General features: G+C 65.7%; 22 protein-coding genes. 10 read left to right on the forward strand and 12 right to left on the reverse strand.

What is annotated here, in order from left to right:
- The first annotated feature begins 84 nt into the window (after positions 1–84).
- Together purT and Y882_RS04015 are read left to right on the forward strand one after the other, a co-directional pair.
- Positions 85–1266 carry a formate-dependent phosphoribosylglycinamide formyltransferase gene (gene purT / locus Y882_RS04010; RefSeq protein WP_046970592.1) on the forward strand — a complete coding sequence of 394 codons (1182 nt, stop codon included), beginning with the start codon at positions 85–87 and terminating at the stop codon, positions 1264–1266.
- Positions 1267–1386: 120 nt separating this feature from the next.
- Positions 1387–2907, forward strand: coding sequence for an FMN-binding glutamate synthase family protein (locus tag Y882_RS04015; protein ID WP_046970593.1), 1521 nt, complete (start codon positions 1387–1389; stop codon positions 2905–2907).
- 120 nt (positions 2908–3027) lie between these two features.
- Here Y882_RS04015 and Y882_RS04020 read toward each other — a convergent pair whose 3' ends face one another.
- From Y882_RS04020 to tesB, 3 genes are all read right to left on the reverse strand, one after another.
- Positions 3028–3738, reverse strand: coding sequence for an arginyltransferase (locus Y882_RS04020; RefSeq protein ID WP_046970594.1), 711 nt, complete (start codon positions 3736–3738; stop codon positions 3028–3030).
- Between the two features lie 79 nt (positions 3739–3817).
- Positions 3818–4210: a putative signal transducing protein gene (locus Y882_RS04025; protein ID WP_046970595.1), complete on the reverse strand. Its 393-nt coding sequence runs from the start codon at positions 4208–4210 to the stop codon at positions 3818–3820.
- Positions 4211–4300: 90 nt separating this feature from the next.
- The gene (tesB, locus tag Y882_RS04030) at positions 4301–5164 is read right to left on the reverse strand and encodes an acyl-CoA thioesterase II (RefSeq protein ID WP_046970596.1); all 864 of its coding nucleotides are present in this window, start codon (positions 5162–5164) and stop codon (positions 4301–4303) included.
- A gap of 126 nt (positions 5165–5290) precedes the next feature.
- Between tesB and Y882_RS04035 the strand changes: the two genes are divergently transcribed.
- A complete protein-coding gene (locus tag Y882_RS04035; RefSeq protein ID WP_046970597.1) occupies positions 5291–5548 on the forward strand; it encodes a helix-hairpin-helix domain-containing protein in 258 nt (85 codons plus the stop codon).
- Here Y882_RS04035 and Y882_RS04040 read toward each other — a convergent pair.
- Positions 5538–6104, reverse strand: coding sequence for an N-acetylmuramoyl-L-alanine amidase (locus Y882_RS04040; RefSeq protein WP_046970598.1), 567 nt, complete (start codon positions 6102–6104; stop codon positions 5538–5540). The genes Y882_RS04035 and Y882_RS04040 overlap by 11 nt on opposite strands.
- Before the next feature lie 80 nt (positions 6105–6184).
- Here Y882_RS04040 and Y882_RS04045 point away from each other — a divergent pair, with 80 nt between their 5' ends.
- The 5 genes from Y882_RS04045 to egtD all read left to right on the forward strand — a co-directional run bounded on the left by Y882_RS04045 (position 6185) and on the right by egtD (position 11871).
- Positions 6185–6709, forward strand: coding sequence for an alpha/beta hydrolase (locus Y882_RS04045; protein ID WP_046970599.1), 525 nt, complete (start codon positions 6185–6187; stop codon positions 6707–6709).
- Complete coding sequence (gene rlmKL / locus Y882_RS04050) at positions 6706–8901, forward strand: bifunctional 23S rRNA (guanine(2069)-N(7))-methyltransferase RlmK/23S rRNA (guanine(2445)-N(2))-methyltransferase RlmL (RefSeq protein ID WP_046970600.1); 2196 nt, start codon at positions 6706–6708, stop codon at positions 8899–8901. The genes Y882_RS04045 and rlmKL overlap by 4 nt, the downstream gene beginning before the upstream one ends.
- 127 nt (positions 8902–9028) lie before the next feature.
- Positions 9029–9388, forward strand: coding sequence for a hypothetical protein (locus Y882_RS04055; protein ID WP_046970601.1), 360 nt, complete (start codon positions 9029–9031; stop codon positions 9386–9388).
- Positions 9389–9634: 246 nt separating this feature from the next.
- The gene (gene egtB / locus Y882_RS04060) at positions 9635–10888 is read left to right on the forward strand and encodes an ergothioneine biosynthesis protein EgtB (RefSeq protein ID WP_046970602.1); all 1254 of its coding nucleotides are present in this window, start codon (positions 9635–9637) and stop codon (positions 10886–10888) included.
- Positions 10885–11871 (forward strand): L-histidine N(alpha)-methyltransferase, encoded by a 987-nt coding sequence (gene egtD / locus Y882_RS04065; RefSeq protein ID WP_046970603.1) that lies wholly within the window; start codon positions 10885–10887, stop codon positions 11869–11871. The genes egtB and egtD overlap by 4 nt, the downstream gene beginning before the upstream one ends.
- Before the next feature lie 42 nt (positions 11872–11913).
- On the opposite strand, the gene Y882_RS04070 is transcribed toward egtD, so the two are convergent.
- The 5 genes from Y882_RS04070 to Y882_RS04090 all read right to left on the reverse strand — a co-directional run bounded on the left by Y882_RS04070 (position 11914) and on the right by Y882_RS04090 (position 19406).
- Positions 11914–13068, reverse strand: a complete 1155-nt coding sequence (locus Y882_RS04070; RefSeq protein ID WP_082120911.1) for a calcium:cation antiporter — start codon at positions 13066–13068, stop codon at positions 11914–11916.
- 12 nt (positions 13069–13080) lie between these two features.
- Positions 13081–13500: a VOC family protein gene (locus Y882_RS04075; protein ID WP_046970604.1), complete on the reverse strand. Its 420-nt coding sequence runs from the start codon at positions 13498–13500 to the stop codon at positions 13081–13083.
- Between the two features lie 59 nt (positions 13501–13559).
- Complete coding sequence (locus Y882_RS04080) at positions 13560–14477, reverse strand: LysR family transcriptional regulator (RefSeq protein ID WP_046970605.1); 918 nt, start codon at positions 14475–14477, stop codon at positions 13560–13562.
- 723 nt (positions 14478–15200) lie between these two features.
- Positions 15201–18653 carry a transcription-repair coupling factor gene (gene mfd / locus Y882_RS04085; RefSeq protein WP_046970606.1) on the reverse strand — a complete coding sequence of 1151 codons (3453 nt, stop codon included), beginning with the start codon at positions 18651–18653 and terminating at the stop codon, positions 15201–15203.
- 144 nt (positions 18654–18797) lie between these two features.
- Positions 18798–19406, reverse strand: a complete 609-nt coding sequence (locus Y882_RS04090) for a GNAT family N-acetyltransferase (protein ID WP_046970623.1) — start codon at positions 19404–19406, stop codon at positions 18798–18800.
- Positions 19407–19588: 182 nt separating this feature from the next.
- Here Y882_RS04090 and Y882_RS04095 point away from each other — a divergent pair, with 182 nt between their 5' ends.
- Entirely contained in the window at positions 19589–19978 is a 390-nt protein-coding gene (locus Y882_RS04095; protein WP_046970607.1) for an MmcQ/YjbR family DNA-binding protein, read from the forward strand.
- Positions 19975–20370 (forward strand): VOC family protein, encoded by a 396-nt coding sequence (locus Y882_RS04100; protein WP_046970608.1) that lies wholly within the window; start codon positions 19975–19977, stop codon positions 20368–20370. Before Y882_RS04095 ends, Y882_RS04100 begins: the two co-directional genes overlap by 4 nt.
- A gap of 98 nt (positions 20371–20468) precedes the next feature.
- Here the strand turns inward: Y882_RS04100 and Y882_RS04105 are convergent, their stop codons facing one another.
- The 3 genes from Y882_RS04105 to Y882_RS04115 form a co-directional block, all read right to left on the reverse strand.
- Positions 20469–21377, reverse strand: coding sequence for a cation diffusion facilitator family transporter (locus Y882_RS04105; RefSeq protein ID WP_046970609.1), 909 nt, complete (start codon positions 21375–21377; stop codon positions 20469–20471).
- 50 nt (positions 21378–21427) lie between these two features.
- Positions 21428–21943, reverse strand: a complete 516-nt coding sequence (locus Y882_RS04110) for a Slp family lipoprotein (protein ID WP_046970610.1) — start codon at positions 21941–21943, stop codon at positions 21428–21430.
- An 83-nt stretch (positions 21944–22026) separates the two neighbouring features.
- The gene (locus tag Y882_RS04115) at positions 22027–22917 is read right to left on the reverse strand and encodes a 23S rRNA (adenine(2030)-N(6))-methyltransferase RlmJ (RefSeq protein WP_046970611.1); all 891 of its coding nucleotides are present in this window, start codon (positions 22915–22917) and stop codon (positions 22027–22029) included.
- Between the last annotated feature and the right edge of the window lie 43 nt (positions 22918–22960).

Consider the following 22960-nt stretch of genomic DNA (forward strand, 5'->3'; position numbering starts at 1 on the left):
AATTTGCGTGATGACGAAGCTGTCGTGCGCGATCGTCCAACCCGCCGTCTACAATGGCGCTTTGCCACCTCCGCGGAGACACCGATGAAGCCCTTTGGCACGCCTTATTCCGATCATGCACTGCGGGTGTTGCTGCTGGGGTCGGGCGAACTGGGCAAGGAGGTGGCGATCGAATTGCAGCGCTACGCGGTCGAGGTGATCGCCGTGGATCGCTACGCCCACGCGCCGGCGATGCAGGTGGCGCATCGCAGCCACGTCATCGACATGCTGGACGGCGCCGCACTGCGCGCGCTGATCGAACAGGAAAAGCCCGATCTCGTGGTGCCGGAGATCGAAGCCATCCACACCGCCACGCTGATGGAGCTGGAAAAGGAAGGCCTGCACGTCATTCCCACCGCGCGCGCCGCCTGGCTCACCATGGACCGCGAAGGCATCCGCCGCCTCGCCGCCGAGGAACTGAAGCTGCCGACCTCGCGCTACCGGTTTTGTGACACCGAAGCGGACTACCAGGATGCGGTGGCCAGCATCGGCCTGCCGTTCGTGATCAAGCCGGTGATGAGTTCCTCCGGCAAGGGCCAGAGCGTGGTGCGCCAGCCTGGCGAGTTGCAGCACGCCTGGGATTACGCGCAATCGGGCGGCCGCGCCGGCAAGGGGCGCGTGATCGTCGAGGGCTTCGTCGATTTCGACTATGAAATCACCTTGCTCACCGTGCGCCACCGCGACGGCGTGAGCTTCTGCGCGCCCATCGGCCATCGCCAGGAAGACGGCGACTATCGCGAATCCTGGCAGCCGCAGCCGATGAGCGCGGCCGCGCTGGAAGAAGCGCAGCGACAGGCGGCGGCGATCACCGGCGCGCTGGGCGGCTGGGGCGTGTTCGGCGTGGAGTTCTTCGTGAAGGGCGACAGCGTCATTTTCTCGGAGGTGAGTCCGCGCCCGCACGACACCGGCCTGGTGACGCTGATATCGCAAGACCTTTCGGAGTTTGCCCTGCATGCGCGCGCCATCCTCGGGCTGCCGATTCCGGTCATTGGCCAGCTCGGACCGTCGGCCTCCTGCGCCGTGCTGGTGGAAGGCGAGGGCGAGGCGCCGCAGTACCACGGCCTGGCCGATGCCCTGCAGGAGCCCGATACGCAGCTGCGCATCTTCGGCAAGCCGGCCGTGAAGGGTCGTCGCCGCATGGCGGTGACGCTGGCGCGCGACGAGGACGTGGAGGCGGCGAAGGCCAAGGCGATCCGCGCGGCCAGGAGCATCCGCGTCACGCTTTGATGCGCTCAGGCATGGCGTGAAAGGAATACGCTTGTATCGTTGATCGAGTGGCGGATGCCAGGGGAATCGTCCCCGGCCCCCCTGGATGATCCACAAGACGCCGAACTTAGGGAGACATTGATGCAACCGACAGGCTTCGCCCATTGGCTGGTGGTGATGGTGGAAACCTTCGCCGCACTGTTTCTGGTGCTGCTGGCGCTGCTGGTCGTGGTGATCGCGGTGGTCTGGCTGGTGGACCGCAACCAGACCAGCAACTCGGTGCTGCGCAACTTCCCGGTGATCGGCCACTTCCGTTACTGGTTCCTGCACCTGGGCGAGTTTTTCCGCCAATACCTGTATTCCAGCGACCGCGAGGAATTGCCGTTCAACCGTGCGCAGCGCACCTGGGTGTATCGCGCGGCCAAGAACGTGGACAACACCAACAGCTTCGGTTCCACCCGCGACCTGCGCGGCGAGGGCGTGCCGTTTTTCGTCAATGCGCCGTTTCCCGCGCTGGGCGAAAAACACGTCGATCCGCTGCCGGTGACGCTGGGCCCGTATTCGCGCGAGCCGTATTCGCACGCACCGTTCTTCAATATTTCGGCGATGAGTTTCGGTGCGTTGTCGGCGCCGGCGGTGCGCGCGCTGTCGCGCGGCGCGAAAAAGGCCGGCATCTGGATGGACACTGGCGAGGGCGGTCTGGCGCCGTATCACCTGGAAGGCGGCTGCGACATCATCTTCGAGATCGGCACGGCCAAATACGGCGTGCGCACGCCCGATGGCAAACTCGACGACAACAAGTTGTTGGCGATCTGCGCGCACCCGCAGGTGAAGATGGTCAGCATCAAGCTTGGCCAGGGCGCCAAGCCCGGCATGGGCGGGTTGCTGCCGGCCGCGAAGGTGACGCCTGAAATCGCCGCGATTCGCGGCATTCCGGTGGGGCAGGATTCGCAGAGCCCCAACCGTCATCTGGACATCGGCAACGTGCAGGAGCTGATGGACGCGATCCATCACATCCGCGAACTCACCGGCAAACCGGTCGGCTTCAAGGCGGTGTTTGGTGGCGTGGAATGGATTGCTGATCTATGCGATGAAATCAGCAAGCGCGGCATCGAAAGCGCGCCGGACTTCATCATCGTCGACGGTTCGGAAGGCGGCACCGGCGCGGCGCCGCAGACCCTGATGGAAGGCGTGGGCCTGCCATTGCATGAGGCCTTGCCTGCGCTGGTCGACCTGCTGGTGGTGCGGGGCGTGCGCGAACGCATCAAGGTGATCTGCTCGGGCAAGTGCATCACGGCGTACGACGTGGCGTGGGCGCTGTCGATGGGTGCCGACTTCGTCAATTCGGCGCGTGGTTTCATGCTGTCGCTGGGCTGCATCCAGTCGCTGCAGTGCAACCGCAACACGTGTCCCACCGGCGTCACCACGCAGAATCCGAAGTTGCAGCGTGGCCTGGTCGTCGCCGACAAGAGCGAACGCGTGGCGAACTACGCCACCAACCTGATGCACGAGGTCGGCATCATCGCGCACAGTTGTGGCGTCGACGAGCCGCGGCAGCTCAATCGCACGCATTGCCGCGTGGTGGGGGATGACGGTATCTCGGTGCCGTTGGTGAAGTTGTATCCGTATCCGGTGGTGCCGCATGGAACGGCGCGGGCCTGACCGCGACTGACTTCACTTGTGGGAGCGCACCCTGTGCGCGACGGCCACGCTGTGGTGCATCGCTCCGTCAGGTTGTCGCGCACAGGGTGCACTCCCACAGGAAAGCGGCGACAACCAGCCTCAACCTTCCTGCATCTCCGTCCAGCCTTCACTGGTGCGTATCTGCATCGGGCGGAATTTGCGCTTGTAGTCCATCTTCGGATGGCCGGCGATCCAGAAACCGAGATAGATCCACGGCAGGCCACGGCGCTTGGCCAGTGCGACCTGCTGCAGGATCGCGAAGGTGCCCAGGCCGCGCGCCGTTTCTTCCGGTTCGTAGAACGTGTAGACGGCTGACAGCCCTTGCTGGCACACGTCCGTCACCGCCACGCCGAGCAGACGCGAGCCCTGGCGGAATTCCAGGAACATGGTCGGGCTCCACGGCGCGGTGAGGAAGCGACGGAAATCGCTGGCGTCCGCTTCGTCCATGCCTCCGCCGGGATGCCGCTGGCGCAGATAGCGCTCGTACAGCGCGTGGCGTTCGGCGTTGTAGCCGGCCATCGATTCGACGACCTGCAGATCCTCGTTGCGCTTGAGGCAACGGCGCTGGCTGCGGTCCGGCGTGAAGCGTTCCACGTCGATGCGGCAGGGCGTGCAGGCGCGGCAACTGGTGCAGTAGGGGTAGTAGAGGTGTCCGCCCGCGCGACGGAAGCCACGCTCCAGCGCCGGACCATAAAGCTGGTCCAGCTGCGGCGCGGCCGGATCGATCACCAGGTTCTGTGCCGTGCGCTCGGCAAAGTAGCCGCAGGCGTGCGGCAGGGTTTGGAAGAGGCGGACACGGTCAGAGCGCATGACCTGATTCTATGTCCGGTCCACGTCACTGTGTCAGTAGGGGAAATCTGATATGGCGATCGGCTGAGACAAAAGGGGGTCAGATGACACCCATGTAACGCAGCATCAGGACCACAAAAGCCCCCGCCACGGCCAACATGACAATGCGGCGTACCCGGTTGGCCATGCCCTGGCGCTTCATGTCCGGCGTGGCGTTGCGGGCCAGCGCCAGCTCCTCGCCGTGGCGCACCACCGGCTCGATGCCCAGCTCTTTCAGCAGGGCGCGGGCGCGGGTGTAGTCGTCCGCCCGGGTCACCCAGACCTGGGCCCAGTTGTCCCGGTTCTCCTGGCGCTGGGTGTAGCTGAAGCGCTGGTAGGTGCCGCGGTTGTAGTTCGAGCGGTTCTCGATGGTGCACTCGATGCCTTGCTCCTTGAGGAGTTTGGCAACCCGATCGATGTTTTCCTGACGGGGCGAGGTATAGAGCTGACGCATAAGGAAACCTTGGTTCGCCGGACGGGCAGGGACGGTCTGATCTGGCCGCGGGGATCGGCCAGACCGATATTACTACGGTGACCCGCTCCCTCAGCCGCGCAGGCGGATCAGGCCTTCCTGGGCGGTCGAGGCGACCAGTTCGCCGTCGCGGGTAAAGATCTGGCCACGGGCGAGACCGCGGGCACCCTGGGCGGTCGGGCTGTCGAACGAGTACAGAAGCCACTCGTCCACCCGGAACGGGCGGTGGAACCACAGCGCATGGTCCAGGCTCGCCATCTGCACGTTGTGCGTGTAGTACGAGATGCCGTGCGGCAGAGTGGCCGTGCCGATCAGGTTGAAGTCCGAGGCGTAGGCCAGCAGCGAGCGCTGCAGCATCGGCGAATCGCTGACCGGCGCGGTCAGGCGGAACCAGATGTGCTGGATCGGCGGTCGCTTGGTCGGGTGCAGCTTGTCCTGCGGCCAGACATGGCGGAATTCGAACGGCGCATCCACTCCAAGCCAGCGCTGCAGCTTCTCCGGCAGCTTGGCCAGCTGTTCGGGCGGCACCGCCTGCATCGGCTCGATGTCTTCGGGCATGGGCACCTCGGGCATCGAGGACTGATGCTCGAAGCCGCTCTCCGGCACCTGGAAGGAAATCGAGCCGTTGAGGATGGGCTGGCCGTGCTGGATCGCCACCACCCGGCGGGAGGAGAACGTGCCGCCGTCGCGCGTGCGCTCCACGTTGTAGACGATCGGCGCCTTGATGTCGCCAGCACGCAGGAAGTAAGCGTGCAGCGAATGGGCTTCGCGATCCGCATCCACGGTGCGCTGGGCGGCGGACAGCGCCTGGCCCAGCACCTGGCCGCCGAAGACGAAATGCGTACCGATGTCCCGGCTCTGGCCGCGGAACAGGTTGTCCTCCAGACGCTCGAGTTCGAGCAGGTCGACGAGTTCGCGGACGTGGTTTTCCGTCATGGAGAGCAGGCTCGGTATAGGTGGCCGGGAATTATAGCGACGCGCCGACCCTCTCGGTCGGGAAGGGCTGGCAGACGGGCGGATAGCCCCGACGGTATTCATCGCTCCAGGACCAAGGGGGCGCTTATGGAACAGTTTTCAGACTGGGAACGGGGATGCCTGCTGGACGTGCCAGGCATTGGTCTGGCGGTGGTTTCCCGCCTCGAGCAGATCGGCATCTGCACGCTGGACCAGCTGGCGGACGCCGAGGTGGACGATGTGCTCCTGCAGATCAGCACCCTGCTGGGCGCCGCCTGTTGGCGCACCAGTCCGCAGGCGCGCGTCGCGGTGATGCTGGCGGTGGCGCTGGCCCGTCATTCGGCTCCGCTGGCGTCTAGCCGTTAGCCGGGGTCCACCGGGTCAGTCCACTGTCTGCCAGCACCTCGGCCCAAGGAAACATCGGACCCGGATCGAGCTTGCGCGGCACGTCCAGGGTCGGGTCGTCGGTGGCCGGCAGCCGCGCCGTGTCCAGCTGCTCGTGGCCGGCGATCAGGCTCAGATGCGGGAAGTCCTGCCGCAGCTGGGCCAGCAGGGCGCGCAGAGCGGCGACCTGGGCCGGCGGGTAGGGCTCGGTCATGGTCTGGCGGCTCGAATCCCACCAGTCCGGGTAGCGCCCCAGGTTGACCAGCTCGATGCCGATCGTATGGGGGTTGTAGCCGCGCACGTGGTGGGCCACGCGGGTGGCCGGCACATAGCGGTAAATACTGCCGTCCCGGTCGATGTAGTAATGCCCGCTGGCGCCCGCGCCGCTGTCATAGAGCACCCGCTCGCCGTACTCGCGGGCCGTGGCCAGGTCCGGCAGCTCGGTGCAATGGATGACCACCATGTCTACCGAATCGGGGGAGCGCTCGGGGAGCAGGGCGACGTACGGCAGGGGCTGATCAATGATGGTCAGAGGCATGGCCGGCAGTCTAACGACGGTGGCCCGGGACGTCGCCTGTTACGATGCGCGGCTTGAAGATTGCAGTTGTGGAGACCGCGATGCGCGGCCAGATCATTCTTTCGCACGGCTCGGATTCCGGTCCGGACGCCACCAAGGTCAGCGTGCTGGCCGCCTTCGCCGAGTCCCTGGGCTGGAAAACCCAGCGCCCGGACTATCGCAGCGACGATCTGCCGGGCTATGCCGGCTCGGTGGCTCCGCGCGTGGAGCGCCTGCTGGCGGCCATCGATACGCTGGATGCGCCGCCGATCCTGGTTGGTTCCAGCATGGGTTCGTTCGTGTCTGGCCTGGCGTCGCTGCAGCGTCCCGTGGCTGGCCTGTTCCTGCTGGCCACGCCCAGCGAGATCCCGGGCTACCGCCAGGCCTTCGACCTGGCCGAAGGCGTGCCCACTTTGCTCTACCACGGCTGGCGCGATGACGTTTGCCCGCCGGAAGGGGTGATCAGCTTCTCCGCCCGCCGCCGACTGCCGCTGATCGTGGTCGATGACGACCACCGCCTGAGCGACAGCATCGATCGCATCGTCGACCAGTTCGGCCTGTTCCTTACTTCTTTGGCGGCCGCATGAGCGCTTTCTTTGCCACCTGCCCCAAGGGCCTCGAATACCTGCTGCGCGACGAACTGGTGGCGCTGGGTGCCGAGGACGTGCGCGAGGCGCTGGCCGGCGTGCATTTTGCCGGCAACCTGGAAACGGCTTACCGCGCCTGCCTGTGGTCGCGCCTGGCCAGCCGTGTGCTGATGCCTTTGGCCGACTTCGATGCCGCCACCGACGATGCGCTTTACGCAGGCGTGCAGGCGATCGACTGGTCGCAGCATCTCGCCTCGCACGCCACCCTGGCGGTCGATGCGAATTCCGCGCAGAGCAAGCTGACCCATAGCCAGTTCATCGCCCAGCGCGTGAAAGACGCGGTGGTCGATCAGTTCCGCCAGCGCGATGGTTCGCGTCCCGGCGTGGACACCGACGAACCGGACGTGCGCATCAACCTGCGCCTGCGCCGCGATCGCGCCACGCTGTCGCTCGACCTGGCCGGCTCGCCGCTGCATCGCCGCGGCTGGCGCGAAGTGCAGGGCGAGGCGCCGCTGAAGGAAAACCTCGCCGCCGCGATGCTGTTGCGCGCGCGTTGGCCAGAGATCTATGCCGAAGGCGGCGCGCTGCTCGACCCCATGTGTGGATCGGGCACGTTGCTGGTGGAAGGCGCCTGGATGGCTGCCGACGTGGCGCCAGGCCTGCACCGCGAGTACTACGGCTTCCTCGGCTGGGCCCAGCACGACATCGCCGTATGGCGCAGCCTGCTCGAGGAAGCGCGCCAGCGTGCCGAGACCGGCCTGCGCGCACTGCGCCCCTGCTTCTTCGGCAGCGATGCGGATTCGCGCATGGTGCAGACGGCCAAGCGCAATGCGCAGGAGGCCGGCGTCGCCGGCTTCCTCACCCTGGACAAGCACGACGCCACCCATGTGTCGCCGCCGCCGGGTTATACGCGCGGACTGGTGATCACCAACCCGCCGTACGGCGAGCGCCTGGGCGACCGCGTGGAAATGCCGCGCCTTTACCGTGCGCTGGGCGAAACCCTGCGCGAACGCTTTGCCGGCTGGCGCGCTGCGGTGCTGGCGGGCGATGCGGAACTGGGCCAGGCGATCCCGTTGCGCGCCGAGAAGAAATACGCGCTCTACAACGGCGCCCTGGAAACGCAGCTGCTGGTGTTCGAACTGCATGCACGCAGCGAAGTCCAGCGTGAAGCCAAGCCGCTCTCCGAAGGCGCGCAGATGCTGCGCAATCGCCTGGAGAAGAACCTGCGCCATCTGCGCAAGCGGCTGGAACGCGAGGGCATCCATTGCTGGCGCGCCTATGACCAGGACCTGCCCGAGTACGCGGCGGCCATCGACGTCTACAGCCGCGAAGGCGCCGAGCCATGGCTGCATGTCCAGGAATACCGCGCGCCCGCCGAGATCCCCGTCGAAACGGCGCGCCATCGCCTGCGTGAGATCGTGCGCGTGGCCGGTGAAGTGCTGGGCGTCCCGCGCGACCGTATCGCGCTGAAGACGCGCGAGCGCGGCAAGGGCGGTTCCAAGTACGGCCAGTTCGACCAGCGTGGCGAGTTCATCGAGGTGGCCGAAGGCGGCCTGCGCTTCCTGGCCAACCTCACCGACTACCTGGACACCGGCCTGTTCATCGATCACCGCCTGGTGCGCGGGAAGATCCGCGAGCTGGCCTCGGGCCGGCGCTTCCTCAACCTGTTTGCCTATACCGCCACGGCCAGCGTCTACGCCGCGGCGGGCGAGGCTCGCGACACCACCAGCGTGGATCTGTCGGCCACCTACCTGGACTGGGCGTCGCGCAATCTTGCGCTCAACGGATTCACCGGCGGCAAGCATCGCCTGATGCAGGCGGATGCGATGACCTTCCTGAAGCAGGACAAGGAACGTTACGGGCTGATCTATGTCGACCCGCCGACCTTCTCCAACTCCAAGCGGGCGGAAGACTTCGACGTCCAGCGCGATCATGCCGAGCTGTTGCTGGCGTGCGCGGAGCGTCTGTCCAGCGACGGCGTGATCGTGTTTTCGAACAACTTCCGCCGCTTCAAGCTGAACCAGGAGGCGCTGGCTGAACGGTTCATCATCGAGGACTGGAGTGCGCCCAGCATCCCGTTCGATTTCACCCGCCGCTCGGATATCCACGGCTGCTGGCTGCTGCGCCTGCATCCGCAGGAATCGCCCTGGGGCGAGAGTGTGAACCACGTCCGCAACAAGGCCAGGCGTTAAGCAATTTCACGGTTTCTACTCAGTCCGGATTCAGCGCAAAAGTCACAGCATTGATCCCGGCAAAGAGCGATAGAAGGCAACGTCCAATCCTTCTGTCGGAATCAAGCCTCCCTTGGGAGACAAACTCATGAATAAGACGAAGATTTCCACCATCAAGCGCGTTGCAGTGGCCGCGGCCATGATCGTTGGCTGTGCCGCCGTTGCCCCGGCGTTCGCGGGCCACGTCAGCTTGAACGTGGGCATCGGTCTGCCGGCCGTGGGCGTGGGTTACTACGCTCCGGCCCCGGTGGTCTACGCGCCGCCTCCGCCGGTTTATTACGCGCCGGCCCCGGCGCCGGTCGTCTATGGCGGTCCCGTCTACGGTGGCCCGGTGGTTTACCCGGCCGTAGGGGTGGTGGTGGGTGGCCATGGCGGCTACTACCATCATGGCGGTTACTACAACCGCGGCTACTACAATCGCGGCGGCTACCGTTACTACGGTCACTGATCGCGCAGGCGTTCGTTGATACGGAAGAAACCCGGCCTGGTGCCGGGTTTCTTTTTTGTTGCAACGGCGATACCAAAGGACCATCGCAGGTGCGCACTTTTCAACGTTTCGCCATCTTCACATCACACCGTTTGAACGTTCGGTCCGGCATCGTTTGCGTATGTCACGGCGCACTGATCGCGGTATGAGTCTTCATCCAATCTCTGGCATGTCCGACGGCCCCGCGACCGCCTCCCGGAGGCCCCGATGACCTTGGCGCATTCGGCCGCGCAAGCCGAGGCGCTGACGCTGCGATTCCGGAGAATCCGCTCCCGCAGCATGGCCTTGTGCGCGACGCTCACTCCCGAAGACATGATGGTGCAGTCGATGCCGGACGCCAGCCCGGCAAAGTGGCATCTTGCGCATACCACCTGGTTCTTCGAACGCTTCGTGCTCGAGCGCGATCCGAACTACCGCTCGCCGCATCCGGAGTGGAACTACCTGTTCAACTCCTACTACCAGAGCGTCGGCCCGATGCACGCGCGGCCGCATCGCGGTCTGCTTTCGCGGCCGGGCGTGGCGCAGATTCGCGACTATCGCGAACGGGTGGACGAGGCGATCGGCGACTGGCTGTCGCGCGAGGTGGACGCCACCACCATGGGCATCATCGAATTGGGGCTGGAGCACGAACAGCAGCACCAGGAGCTGTTGCTCACCGACATCAAGCATGCGTTCTTCATCAACCCGCTGCTGCCGGCCTATACCGCGCCGCTGAGCTCGTCATCGGCGTCGACCTCCGTGCCCATGAGCTTCGTGACGGGGCGCGAGGGCATCGTGGAGATCGGTCACCAGGGCGGCGGCTTCGCGTTCGACAACGAATCACCACGGCACCGCAGCCTGCTGCAGCCGCACGCGCTGGCGAACCGGCCGGTGAGCAATGCCGAGTACGCGGCGTTCGTGCATGACGGCGGTTATGAGGAGCCCTCGCTGTGGTTGTCCGAAGGATGGGACACCATCCGCCGCGAAACATGGCAGCGGCCGTTCTACTGGCAGGAAGACCTCGCCAGCGAATTCACCCTGGCCGGCGTGCAGCCGATCGATCCGAATGCACCGGTGAGCCATATCAGCTACTTCGAGGCCGACGCCTTTGCGCGCTGGGCCGGCATGCGCCTGCCCACGGAAGCGGAGTGGGAGAGCGCGGCTGCGACGCTGCCGGTGCAGGGCAACCTACTTGATACCAAGACCTTCCATCCCCAAGCAGCGAAGGCTGGCGACGGACTGCTGCAGATGTTTGGCGACGTCTGGGAATGGACGGCGTCACCTTACGTCAGCTATCCCGGCTTCCGGCCCCTGGCTGGCGCGCTGGGCGAGTACAACGGCAAATTCATGAACGGACAGTGGGTGCTGCGCGGCGGCTCCTGCGCGACGCCCCGCGAACATCTGCGTGCGACGTACCGGAATTTCTTTCCTCCCCATGCCCGCTGGCAGTTCATGGGGATACGCTTGGGACAAGACCGATGAGTGTGCAAGCCTGTGAAATTCGCGACGATGACCGCCGCCCGCCGGTCGACGACCTGCTCGGCATCGTGCAGCGTGGTCTGCGCGCGCGGCCCAAGCGTTTGCCGTCGTGGTTGTTCTACGACGAACGTGGCTCGCAGCTGTTTGAAGAGATCTGCGAGCAACCCGAGTATTACCTGACGCGCGCCGAGATCGCGCTGATGGATGCGCACGCGGGCGATATCGCCGACGTGCTGGGCGAGGACGTGCGCCTGGTCGAATACGGCAGCGGCAACGCGATCAAGACGCGCATGCTGCTCGAGCATCTGCACGCGCCCGTGTCCTATGTGCCGGTGGAGATTTCCGCCGAGCCGCTGCGCAACAGCACCCAGGCCTTGAACGAGCGCTTCCCGGGCGTGCCGGTGCAGGCCTTGCATGCGGACTTTACGCGTCCACTGCGTTTGCCGATCCCGCCGCGCGCGCCGCGCCGCACGGTGATCTACTTCCCCGGTTCCACCATCGGCAATTTCGAAGCCCGCGACGCCGCCGAGTTGCTGCGCAAGATGCGCGGCGAGATGGGCGACAACGGCGGCATCCTGATCGGCGCCGACCTGAAGAAGGACACCGCCACCATCGAGGCGGCGTACAACGACAAGGCCGGCGTCACCGCGGAGTTCACCCTCAACCTGCTGATGCGCTTGAACCGCGAGCTGGGCAGCGATTTCGATCTGTCCGCGTTTCGTCATCGCGCGCATTACAACGCGATGGCCGGACGCATCGAAACCTTCATCGTCAGCAGCAAGGACCAGAAGGTGCGCGTGGGCAAGCAGCAGGTGGCTTTCACCGCGGAAGAGGCGATGCAGGTGGAATACAGCTGCAAGTACTCGCCCGAGGATTTCGCCGCGCTGGCCGGCAAGGCGGGGCTCGCCATTGCCCATGAGTGGACCGACCCGCAGGGCATGTTCGCCGTCTACTACCTCGTACGCTCCGGCGCCCGCGTGGCCTGAGCGAATGAGCGCGCTTGCGCACTAGCGCGCTCGCTTGGATCCCTAGGGGCTGAACACCAGCACCAGGAACACCACGAACATCGACAGGTGCACCGCACCCTCGAGCATGGTGGTACGCCAGCCCGAGAAGGTCAGCGTGCTCAGCACCAGGGTGGAGGCGAGCAGCACGATGCTCGCCGGCGGCAGGCCGAGCACCACCGGCTTGCCCGTGAACAGCCCGATGGCGAGCACGGCCGGCACCGTAAGGCCGACTGTCGACGCTGCGCCGCCAAGACACAGGTTGATCGCGCGCGTGAGCTGATCACGGCGAATGGCGATGAGCGCGGAGATGCCTTCCGGGGTGAACACCAGCATGGCGATGATGACGCCGCCCAGCGCATGCGGCGCACCCGTTGCCTCAATGCCGAAATCGAGCACCTTGGCGAGGCTCTTGGAGAGAATCACGATGGGCAGGATGTTGACCAGCAGCATCACCAGATGCAGCGCCATCTCGCCCTTGCGCGCGCGGCGCGGCGGCGCGGGAGGTTCTTCCGGCACGTTCGCATCGGTGTCCGAGCGAGGCGCCACGAAGTAGCCCTGGTGACGTCCCGTCTGCAGCCACAGGAACAGACCGTAGAGGCCGATGGTGAGGATGGAGAAGCTCACCGCCTGCACCGGCGTCAGCGAGCCATCCGGGGTCGAGGCGGTGAAGCTGGGCAGTACCAGGGCGATCATCGCCAGCGGAATGATCACCGCCAGGAAGGCCGAGGCGCCATGCAGGTTGTACGCCTGCTCGTGATGACGCATGCCGCCGAAGAGCAGACCTATCCCGACCACGCCGTTCAACACGATCATCAGCACGGCATACATGGTGTCGCGCGCGAGCGTGGCGGTATCGCCGGCACCGAGCATCACCGCCGAGATCAGCACCACCTCAATCAAGACGATGGACAGCGTGAGCACCAGCGTGCCCACCGGTTCGCCCAGCAGGCCGGCCAGTTCCTCCGCCTCGTGCACCACGCCGAACGAGCCCCATACGATCACCACGAACAGCCACGCGAACAGCGAGAGGCCGATGGCATGGTTGCTCAGGTGCTGCATCCAGTCCGAACCAAAGATCAGGAACATCGCCACGGTGGCCCAGGCGATGGCGGGGCGCAGGAACATCTTCGGTTGCAACAGCGGTTGACTTTCGGACAGGGTCGAGTCGAGTGTCATGATGGCTCCGGCTCAGTGTGCATCGCTCAGTATGCCGCCATAGCTGGCAGGATCGACATCGGCGATGGATTGCGAAAACGTCCAGCGATGCCCGCCGATGTCTTCGAGCGAATATTGGCGTTCGCCATAAGGGTAGTCGGTGGGCGGCCGCAGCACACGCGCACCGTTGGCCGTGGCTTGCGCATGATGCGCGTCGACATTGGCCACGTGAACCATCACACCGTGCGAGTGATCGACGACGTGCCCGCCATCGGCGCGTTCGGTGACCACGATGCAGGTGCCCCCGTAGATCAGCTGCACGCGGTGATCGCCGATGCGCAGGCGTTCGCGAAAGCCGAGCGCGCTGCATAACCAGGCGGCGGCTGCGAGGACATCCGGATAGGCCAGCTCGGGAATGATGACGCCCGGCGGCATGGAGCGGTTGGTGATCATGGAAACCTTCCTGGTCGCTATGCACGAACAAGCTTGCCACGATGCGTCACCCGGCGTGCTCAGCCGGTGATTTCGACCCCACGCACCAGTCGTTTGGCCAGGCGCGGCTGGCGCAGTTGTTCCAGCCACCAGGACAGGGCGCGCCCCTCCTGGTCGCCACGCCAGGCGACGTAGAGCACGTTGGGTTCGCGTGGATCGGCCATGCGTTTTTCCACCAGCTCGCCGCGCTTGAGCAGGCCGGCGACGCGCTGGCGGGGTAGCCAGCCCACGCCGAGGCCTTCCTTCTGCGCATGGATTTTCGCGGCCATGCTGGGTACCGCCAGCGTGGCCTGGCCACCGATCAGGCCGTAAGCGCGGCCGGCGGAAGTGCGCGACGAATCGGCCACTACCACGCTGCGGTGGCGCGTGACGACCTCGCGTTCCAGCGGTTCGGCGGCCTTGGCCAGCGGATGCCTCGGTGAAATGGCGAACACCCAATCCATCACGCCCAACTCGAACCAGCGCAAGGTCGGAATGACCGGCGGTTCGTTGGTGGCACCCACGATAAGGTCGGCCCGGCCATCGCGCAGCGCCTCCCAGGTGCCGCCGAGCACTTCATGCGTCATGCGCAGGGCTACACCGGACTGCAGCGTGTCGAAGCTGCGGATCACGGGCGAGAAGAGTTCGAACTCGAGGATTTCGTCGGTGACGATCCACAGCCGGTCTTCCCAGCCGCTGGCGATCTGTTTGACGCGGCGGCTGAGCCGCGAGACATCCTGCATCAGTCGCGCCGCCTCCAGCGCGAGCAGCTGGCCGGCAGGGGTCAGTTGCAGGCGGTAGCGGCGGCGGTCGAACAGTAGCGCGTCGAAGCGCGTCTCCAGCTGGCGGGCGGCGTGCGAAATGGTGGAGGGGGCTTTGCCCAGGCGCGCGGCGGCACGGGACAGGCTGCCGCTTTCGCGAATGGCTTCCAGCAGGGCCAGTTCGTCTTCGGACAACATGTTCGGGCCTTTCGAACGAGTGTGGGGAGGGATGGTACGACAAGGGGGTGGGTTTGGTTTGGCTGCTTTCTTTCGGCTCGGGTAGGTCGAGCGGCGACTTTCTCCCTCTCCCCGCCGGGGAGAGGGTTGGGGTGAGGGGCGGGTGCTCGCGGGAACGCTTCTACTCGTCATCCCGGCGAAGGCCGGGATCCAGAGCCTCGGTGTTTAGTTGTCGCGTTGACGCTGGTTTGCTCGCCTGCCGCGGGCTTCCGTCCTCCTGCCGGAGGCCGGGTTACTTTCTCTTGCTTGCCCAAGAGAAAGTAACCAAAGAGAAGGGCCCCCCGGATGACGCGCCTTCCNNCACCCTGCGGGCTTTCCTCCACCCGTCCGCCGCGTCATATGGGGACCCCGGGGGTAGAGCCGGATCAAGAGCCGAGCAGCACGGCGTTGCCGCGCAACTGTTCCTTTGTAGGAGCGCACCCTGTGCGCGACAGCCCCACGGCGCGGTACGCCGCAACTCTGCGGTCGCGCACAAGGTGCGCTCCTACAAGGAGAGGGCGCGCGGCGTTTGGATATGGGATCAACGCTGCCGGTTGGCTCTTTGTGGGAGCGCACCCTGTGCGCGACAAACCTACGGAGCGGTACACCGCAGCGTGGCTGTCGCGCACAGGGTGCGCTCCCACAGACAAGCGCGAGTCGCTCGCGCTGCGCTGATTGAAGGGCGCGAGAAAAGCGCGCGGGCTTTCACCCAGGCCTGCGCGCGCCCAGCTGCACCAGCACTTCATGGGCCGAGCGAATGCGCTCGGTCGCCCCCGGCAACTCCATATTCACCTTCAACTTGTCCTGCCCATCGAGCTTGTAGACGCGCGGCAGGCCCTGGATCAGGCGGATGATGGCCATGGGATCGACTTCGGGTTTGTCGCGGAAGGTGATGCGGCCGCCGTTGGCACCGAAGTCGAGTTTGCGGATGCCTAGCGGCGTTGCCATCAGCTTGAGCTGGGCGATGGCGAACAGCTGCTTGGCGGGATCGGGGAGCAGGCCGAAGCGGTCGATCATTTCCACTTGCAGGTCGCGCAGGTGTTCGTCGCTGCGGGCGCTGGCGATGCGCTTGTAGAGCGTCAGGCGCGTATGCACATCGGGCAGGTAGTCGTCGGGAATCAGCGCGGGCAGGTGCAGCTCGACTTCGGTTTCGTGTTCGCTGCTGAGATCGAAGTCGGGCACCTTGCCGGACTTCAGTGCGCGCACGGCGCGTTCCAGCAGCTCGGTATAAAGGCCGAAACCGATCTCTTGGATCTGGCCCGACTGTTCGTCGCCCAGCAGCTCGCCGGCACCGCGGATTTCCAGGTCGTGCGTGGCGAGCGTGAAGCCCGCGCCGAGTTCTTCCAGCGAGGCGATCGCTTCGAGGCGCTTCTCGGCATCGGCGGTCATCGCCTTGCGATCAGGCACCACCAGATAGGCGTACGCGCGATGATGCGAGCGGCCCACGCGTCCGCGCAGCTGATGCAGCTGCGCAAGACCGAAGCGGTCGGCGCGGTTGATGATGATGGTGTTGGCGGTGGGAATGTCGATGCCGGTTTCGATGATGGTGGTGCACACCAGCACGTTGAAGCGCTGGCGGTGGAAATCCGCCATCACCCGTTCGAGTTCGCGTTCGGGCAGCTGTCCGTGGGCCACGCCGATGCGCGCTTCGGGGATCAGTTCCTGTACTTCGCGCGCTGCGCGCTCGATGGTGTCGACCTCGTTGTGCAGGAAGTACACCTGGCCGCCGCGCTGCAGTTCGCGCTGGAACGCTTCGCGGGCGAGGGCTGGTTCCCATTGCGCCACGAAGGTGCGCACCGCCGTGCGATGTGCCGGCGGCGTGGCAATCAGCGACAGATCGCGCAGACCGCTCATCGCCATGTTGAGCGTGCGCGGGATCGGCGTGGCGGTCATGGTGAGCAGGTCGACTTCGGCTCGCAGCTTCTTCAGCTGTTCCTTCTGGCGCACGCCAAAGCGCTGTTCTTCGTCGACGATCACCAGGCCAAGGTTCTTGAACTTGATCTCCGGCGCGAGCAGCTTGTGCGTGCCCACGATCACGTCGATCTGTCCGTCGGCGAGGCGCTTGAGCGCCTCGTTCACTTCCTTGCTCGACTTGAAGCGCGACAGCACGTCGACCTTGACCGGCCAGTCGGCGAAACGGTCGGCGAAGTTGCGGTAGTGCTGCTGCGCGAGCAGGGTGGTGGGCACCAGCACGGCGACCTGGCGGCCGGCGGTGGCGGCGGCGAAGGCAGCGCGCAGTGCCACTTCGGTTTTGCCAAAGCCGACGTCGCCGCAGATCACGCGATCCATCGCGCGCGGCGCGGCCAGATCGTGCAGCACCGAGTCGATCGCCTGCTGCTGGTCGGGTGTTTCCTCGAACGGGAAGGTGGCGCCGAACTCCTCCACCATCTGGCGATCGATCGGCATCGATTCGCCGCCGCGCGCTTCGCGTTGGGCGTAGATGCCGAGCAGTTCGGCGGCCACGTCGCGGACTTTTTCCGCCGCCTTCCTGCGGGCGCGTTCCCAGGCATCGCCGCCCAGCGAATGCAATGGCGCCAGTTCCGGCGCGGTGCCGGTATAGCGGCTGACCAGGCCCAGCTGCGCCACCGGCACGTAGAGCTTGTCGCCCTTGGCGTATTCGATGATGAGGAACTCGCCATCCATGCCGCCCAGCTCCATCGATACCAGGCCCTGGTAGCGACCCACGCCGTGATCGACGTGGACGATGGGCGCGCCGATGGTCAGCTCGGTGAGATCGCGGATGATGCTTTCCGGATCGCGCGCTGCGCCACGGCGTCGCTTGCGCTCGGTGCGCACGCGCTCGCCGAACAGCTCGCGTTCGGTGAGTACGGTGAGCGCCGGATCGTTGAGTGCGAAGCCTTGTTCCAGTCCGGCAATGGTGATGGCCAGACGCAGCTTGTCGTTGCCGAGGAAGGCCGACCAGCCGTCAAGCGTCTCGGGCTTGAGGCCCGCGCCCGCCAGCTGTTCGATCAAGGCTTCGCGACGACCCGCCGAATCGGCGGCAATCAACACGCGTCCCGGATAGTTCGACAGGAAATGGCGCAGCGAGGTGCCCGGTTCCTCGCCCTTGCGGTTGAGCGGGAGGTCCGGCGCGGGCTGCGTGCCGGTGGGCAGGGCGTGCTCGTGGCCGCTCTCCACCACTTCGATGCGCAGGCGCTTGTTGAGCTGTTCGCGCAGCAGTTCGGTCGGCAGATACAGCTCGGCCGGCGGCAGCACGGGACGTTCGATGTCGTGCGCGCGCTGGTCATAGCGCTCGCCGGTCTGCGTCCAGAATTGTTCGGCCGATTCCAGTGCGCCTTCGCCAAGCAGGAACACCGCGTTGTCGGCGAGATAGTCGAACAACGTGGCGGTCTGCTCGAAGAACATCGGCAGGTAGTACTCGATGCCGCCCGGCGTGACGCCTTCCTTCATGTCCTGATAGAGCGGACAGCGGCGCACGTCGATCGGGAAGCGTTCGCGCAGGCGGGTGCGGAAATCCTTGGCGGCGTTTTCGGTGAGCGGGAATTCGCGTGCGGGCAGCAGCTCGATGTGGTCCACCTGTTGCTGCGAGCGCTGCGTCTCCGGGTCGAAGCTGCGGATCGATTCCACTTCGTCGTCGAACAGCTCGATGCGGTACGGCTCAGCCGCACCCATCGGGAAGATATCGATCAGCGCGCCGCGCACGGCGAAGTCGCCGGGCTCGGCCACCTGCGGCACGTTGCGGTAGCCGGCCGCTTCCAGCCGGCGCTGTTCGGCGGCCAGGTCCAGCTTCTGGTTCTTCTTCACCACCAGGCCGGCGCCGGTGATGTGGCTGCGCGGGGCGATGCGCTGCATCAGCGTGGCGATCGGCACCACCAGCACGCCGCGCTGCACGGTGGGCAGCTGGTAAAGCGTGGCGATGCGTTGGGAGACGATGTCCGGGTGCGGACTGAACACGTCGTAGGGCAGCGTTTCCCAATCCGGAAAATGCAGCACCGGCAGGTTGCCCGCGAACACGCGCAGCTCGTCCTCCAGCGCGCTCGCCCGCTGGGTGTCGCGCGTGACGGCAACCAGCAGGCCCTGGTGCGTGCGCGCGGCTTCGGCGACCAGCAAGGCGCGCGAGGAGCCGTGCGGCGACGTCCAGAAACGGCGCTGCTTGGGGCTGGTGGGCAGGGAAGGATGGGGAATCGACTTGGTCATGCGAACCCGGCAATCAGAGGCGTGGCAGCAGGCCGCGCTGGAAAGCGGGCAAGTGTAACGCGGCCGCCCCGGGCGAGCCGGGGCGGATGGACTTCTCTATATGGGAACGCGCGCGCTGCGCGACAAGCCCGGACGGCTGGCGACTCAGAGCTGCAGCGAGATCTGCGCCGTGCCCGGTTCGTCCGGCATCAGGCGGCGGACGAAGCCAAGTTCCTTGCAGAGCTGCAGCATGGGGCGGTTCTCCAGCAGCACGTAGCCCCAGATCTCGCTCAGGCCACGCTTGCGGCAATCGTCGACCAGGCGCTGCATGAGCAGGGCGCCCAGGCCCTGGCGGGCCCAGTGGGGCTCGACCAGCACGGAGAACTCGGCGCTGTTGGCGGACTCGTCCACGAAGATGCGACCGACGCCGCGCAACTCGGCCGGCTGCACCGTTTCGTCCATCAGCACGAAGGCCGTTTCCAGCGCGGGGTCGATATGCGTCAGGCGCAGCGCCATCGAATCGGGCAGCTCGCCCATGGAATGCAGGAAGCGGCGGCGGATGTCTTCGGGCGAGAGGCGCGAGAACTGGCGCTTGAGCGCAGCCATGTCGCCGGGCTCGATGCCGCGCAGGTAGAGCTCGCGGCCATCATGGGTCTGCACCCGCTCGCCCTTGGACTTGGGCGGCTCCACCAGGCGCGGGCGTGCAAAGCGCTCGGGGCTGCGCAGGGGCACCAAGGCGCGGCTGTTGGAGTAGTAGTCGATGGCGGGAGTCATGCCCATACTTTACCGTATTGTGTGCAGTGCAACATGAACAAAGAGCCTTCTGTGCGGCGCTTTTTGGTGACGCTATGTCGCACCGCATTGCCAAGCGTTCGCACGGTGGTGCGCTCGAAGCGGTCAGACCCGGGCAGAATGCGCCAGCACATGTGTGCCGGCGTTGAGGGAGAGTGAAATCCATGGCGACTGCGTCCAAAGGCATCACCCCGGCACAGCTGGAGCAGCTCTGCGCGGGCTGGCCCGGCGTGACCAAGGACATCAAGTGGGGCGCGGACCTGGTGTTCAGCGTGGGCGGCAAGATGTTCGCCGTCATGCCCACCGATGGCGGACGGATCTCCTTCAAGGTGGAGGACGAGCGCTTTCTGGAGCTCAGCGACCAGCCGGGTATGATCGCGGCCCCTTATCTCGCCCGGGCCCGCTGGATTTCGGTGGTGGAGCCCAAGCGTTTCAGCACCAGCGAACTGTCCGAGCTCATCGGCACCGCCTACGGGCTGATCCGCGCGAAATTGACCAAGAAACTGCAGGCGGAGCTGGGCCCATGGCCGCCATCAAAGGAACGGAAGAAGTGAAGCAATACATCGGCAGCATCGCCCTCGTCGTGGCTGACTACGACGAAGCCATCGACTGGTACACGCGCGTGCTCGGCTTCACGCTGATCGACGACACCGACATGGGTGGCGGCAAGCGCTGGGTCGTGGTGGCGCCGCCGGGCGCCACGGAAACGCGTGTGCTGCTGGCGAAGGCGACGTCGCCGGAGCAGCTGGCACGCGTGGGTGACCAGACCGGCGGCCGCGTGTTCCTGTTGCTGCACACGGACGACTTCTGGCGCGACTATCGGCGGATGGAGGCGGCTGGGGCTACGTTCTGCGAAACGCCGCGGGAAGAAGCTTATGGCACGGTGGTGGTGTTTCAGGATTTGTATGGCAACAAGTGGGATTTGTTGCAGCTGAAGTCCGCGTAACCCTGTATGGATCCTTGTGGGAGCGCACCCTGTGCGCGACAAGCCGACGGAGCGATACACCCAGGCGTGGCGTCGCGCACAGGGTGCGCTCCCACAGGTTAGTCGGCGATATCCGGCTCGAAAAAGCTCCAGCGGATATCCGGAAACTGCACCTTCATGGCGCGCTCCACGCTGTTGATCGCTTCAATCAACGCCGTCTGATCCGGCGCCGGCGACATGCGCGCCTTGACGGCCACCATCACGTCCGGGCCCATCTGCAGGGTGAGCAGGTTGAGCACCACATCCACTTCCGGGCGCGCATTGATGAAGGCCACCAGCTGCTCGCGGCGTCTGGGCTCCACGCCCTGGCCGATCAGCAGATCCTTCACCTTGTTGGCGATCACCACGGCCACCAGCATCAGCAAGGCGCCGATGGCGATGGTGCCTGCCGCGTCATAGAGCAGGTTGCCGGTGATCATGGTGGCCAGCACGGCGAGCAGCGCGATGGTCAGGCCGAGCAGGGCGGCGAGGTCCTCGCCGAAGATCACCAGCAGCTCGCTCGAGCGCGTTTCGCGAAACCAGCGCCACAGGCTGCGTCCCTCGCGCGCCTTGTTCACTTCGACCAGGCAGCCGTGCATCGAAAACGATTCGGCGACCACGCCGAAGGTCAGCACGCCGATCGCCAGCCATGCCCATTTCAGCGGCTCCGGGTGATTGAACTTGTGGATGCCTTCGTAGATGGAAAACATGCCGCCCACGCTGAACAGCAGGATGGCGACCAGGAATGACCAGAAATACAGCGCACGGCCCCAGCCCAGCGGGTATTCATCCGAGGGCGGCCGGTCGGCCTGGCGCATGCCCAGCAGCAACAGGCCCTGGTTGCCGCAGTCGGCCAGCGAATGCACGGCCTCGGCCAGCATGGCGCCCGAGCCGGTGATGAACGCGGCCACGAGCTTGCTGATGAAGATGGCGAAATTGGCGCCGAGGGCGAGCAGGATCGCCCTGAGTGAGTTTGCCTGACCTGACATCGTGCCTTCCTTTGGACGAAGGCGCGCAGTTTAGCCGGCTAGGCGTCGTCTCAGTGTATGACGCCGCCCACTCCGATACCGAAACTCACGTTCGACTTGCCGGCTTCCATCTCGGAGGCGGTCCATACATGCGACTGCGCCACGCTGACGGTCGGGAAGACGTAGCTGGCCTCGCCCACGTTGCCGGGACGGGTGCCGGTGATGCGGCCGGCCAGGGTGATCAGTGAGCCGGTCGGATAGTTGAACGGCTCCACGAAGCCGGGCATCACCGCGACGAAACGACCCCAGCCGCCATTGTTGTCCAGCTTGGGACGCTGCGAGCTGTCCAGCGGATAGCCCACCACTTCCACTTCGCTGCGGTCGGGGAAGTTGCGCACTTCGACCACCGTGCCGCCCCAGATCACATCGGCGTTGGCGTAGTGGTCCGGCGACTGCGCCACGCTGTTCGGCGTGGTGGCCACGGTATTGGCCGAGGGCTTGTAGATGGGAGCCGGCGCGCAGGCTGCGAGCGCCAGCATGGCGAGGGCGACGGCACTGCGCAGGAGGGTGCTGGAAGCGTGGGTCATGGCCGTATTCCGCGTGGGTTGGTTCGAGCTTAACGGGCTCGCCGCGCGGAAGGTATAAGACAAGTCGAATCCAGCGCTGGCATTCAGCTGGCGCTGTCCTGCACCAGCCAGTCGAGCCGCCACTGGGCGGGGCGTTCCTGCGACAACATGGGCGCCATGGCGCGCAGCGAGTCGCGCAGGGCGTCGTCCAGTTTCCACGGGGCGTTGAGGATCACCATGCCCGAACCGTTGAGCCGCAGCGGCGAATCGTCCGGATGCACCAGCAGCTCCGCACGCAGCACCCGCCGTGCGCCGCAGTGCTGCAGCCAGCGATGGAACGGCTGCACCTGGCTGCGCAGCTTGATCGGATACCACACCGCATAGACGCCGGTGGGCCAGCGTTCCAGCGCCGCCTTGAGCGACTTCTCGATCACGCGGTACTCGCTGTCCTGCGCCTCATAAGGCGGATCGATCAGCACCAGGCCACGTTTTTCCTTGGGCGGCAGCAGCGCCTTGAGCGCCTCGTAGCCGTTGCGCTGGTGCACGTGCACGCGGTGGTCGTGATGGAACAGGTCGCGCAGGCGCGAGGCCTCCTCCGGATGCAGTTCGCACAGCTGCGCGCTGTCGATTTCGCGCATCGCGTTGGCCACCTGCAGCGGTGAGCCAGGGTAGAGCTTCAGTCCGTGATCGTTGCCCGGCAGTCGCAGGATGGCATCGAGCCAGCGGCGCAGCAGGGGCGGCAGTGCCTGGGCCTTGCCGTTGCTGGCGTTGTTTGGGTACAGGTCCGGAAACAGCAGGCGCGAGATACCGTCCTTGTATTCGCCCGTCTTGCCCGCCTCGGTGCCGTCCAGCGCATAGCAGCCGCTGCCGGCGTGCGTATCGATGAAGGCAAACGGGGTCGGCTTCGCCTGCATGGCTTCGATCAGCGCGAAGAGGACGCTGTGCTTGAGGACATCGGCGAAGTTGCCGGCGTGGTAGGCGTGGCGGTAGTTCATGGGGGGGCGCGTTGGGTGGTTGGACAGTATAGGGGCTGGCTCT

This window comes from Dyella japonica DSM 16301 (assembly GCF_001010355.1).
In the GTDB taxonomy this organism is placed as follows: domain Bacteria; phylum Pseudomonadota; class Gammaproteobacteria; order Xanthomonadales; family Rhodanobacteraceae; genus Dyella; species Dyella japonica.

Excerpts from the sequence above, each read along its gene's own strand:
- purT (WP_046970592.1), top strand. The coding sequence starts at position 85 with ATGAAGCCCTTTGGCACGCCTTATTCCGATCATGCACTGCGGGTGTTG.
- Y882_RS04015 (WP_046970593.1), top strand. The coding sequence starts at position 1,387 with ATGCAACCGACAGGCTTCGCCCATTGGCTGGTGGTGATGGTGGAAACC.
- Y882_RS04020 (WP_046970594.1), bottom strand. The coding sequence starts at position 3,738 with ATGCGCTCTGACCGTGTCCGCCTCTTCCAAACCCTGCCGCACGCCTGC.
- Y882_RS04025 (WP_046970595.1), bottom strand. The coding sequence starts at position 4,210 with ATGCGTCAGCTCTATACCTCGCCCCGTCAGGAAAACATCGATCGGGTT.
- tesB (WP_046970596.1), bottom strand. The coding sequence starts at position 5,164 with ATGACGGAAAACCACGTCCGCGAACTCGTCGACCTGCTCGAACTCGAG.
- Y882_RS04035 (WP_046970597.1), top strand. The coding sequence starts at position 5,291 with ATGGAACAGTTTTCAGACTGGGAACGGGGATGCCTGCTGGACGTGCCA.
- Y882_RS04040 (WP_046970598.1), bottom strand. The coding sequence starts at position 6,104 with ATGCCTCTGACCATCATTGATCAGCCCCTGCCGTACGTCGCCCTGCTC.
- Y882_RS04045 (WP_046970599.1), top strand. The coding sequence starts at position 6,185 with ATGCGCGGCCAGATCATTCTTTCGCACGGCTCGGATTCCGGTCCGGAC.
- rlmKL (WP_046970600.1), top strand. The coding sequence starts at position 6,706 with ATGAGCGCTTTCTTTGCCACCTGCCCCAAGGGCCTCGAATACCTGCTG.
- Y882_RS04055 (WP_046970601.1), top strand. The coding sequence starts at position 9,029 with ATGAATAAGACGAAGATTTCCACCATCAAGCGCGTTGCAGTGGCCGCG.
- egtB (WP_046970602.1), top strand. The coding sequence starts at position 9,635 with ATGACCTTGGCGCATTCGGCCGCGCAAGCCGAGGCGCTGACGCTGCGA.
- egtD (WP_046970603.1), top strand. The coding sequence starts at position 10,885 with ATGAGTGTGCAAGCCTGTGAAATTCGCGACGATGACCGCCGCCCGCCG.
- Y882_RS04070 (WP_082120911.1), bottom strand. The coding sequence starts at position 13,068 with ATGACACTCGACTCGACCCTGTCCGAAAGTCAACCGCTGTTGCAACCG.
- Y882_RS04075 (WP_046970604.1), bottom strand. The coding sequence starts at position 13,500 with ATGATCACCAACCGCTCCATGCCGCCGGGCGTCATCATTCCCGAGCTG.
- Y882_RS04080 (WP_046970605.1), bottom strand. The coding sequence starts at position 14,477 with ATGTTGTCCGAAGACGAACTGGCCCTGCTGGAAGCCATTCGCGAAAGC.
- mfd (WP_046970606.1), bottom strand. The coding sequence starts at position 18,653 with ATGACCAAGTCGATTCCCCATCCTTCCCTGCCCACCAGCCCCAAGCAG.
- Y882_RS04090 (WP_046970623.1), bottom strand. The coding sequence starts at position 19,406 with ATGACTCCCGCCATCGACTACTACTCCAACAGCCGCGCCTTGGTGCCC.
- Y882_RS04095 (WP_046970607.1), top strand. The coding sequence starts at position 19,589 with ATGGCGACTGCGTCCAAAGGCATCACCCCGGCACAGCTGGAGCAGCTC.
- Y882_RS04105 (WP_046970609.1), bottom strand. The coding sequence starts at position 21,377 with ATGTCAGGTCAGGCAAACTCACTCAGGGCGATCCTGCTCGCCCTCGGC.
- Y882_RS04110 (WP_046970610.1), bottom strand. The coding sequence starts at position 21,943 with ATGACCCACGCTTCCAGCACCCTCCTGCGCAGTGCCGTCGCCCTCGCC.
- Y882_RS04115 (WP_046970611.1), bottom strand. The coding sequence starts at position 22,917 with ATGAACTACCGCCACGCCTACCACGCCGGCAACTTCGCCGATGTCCTC.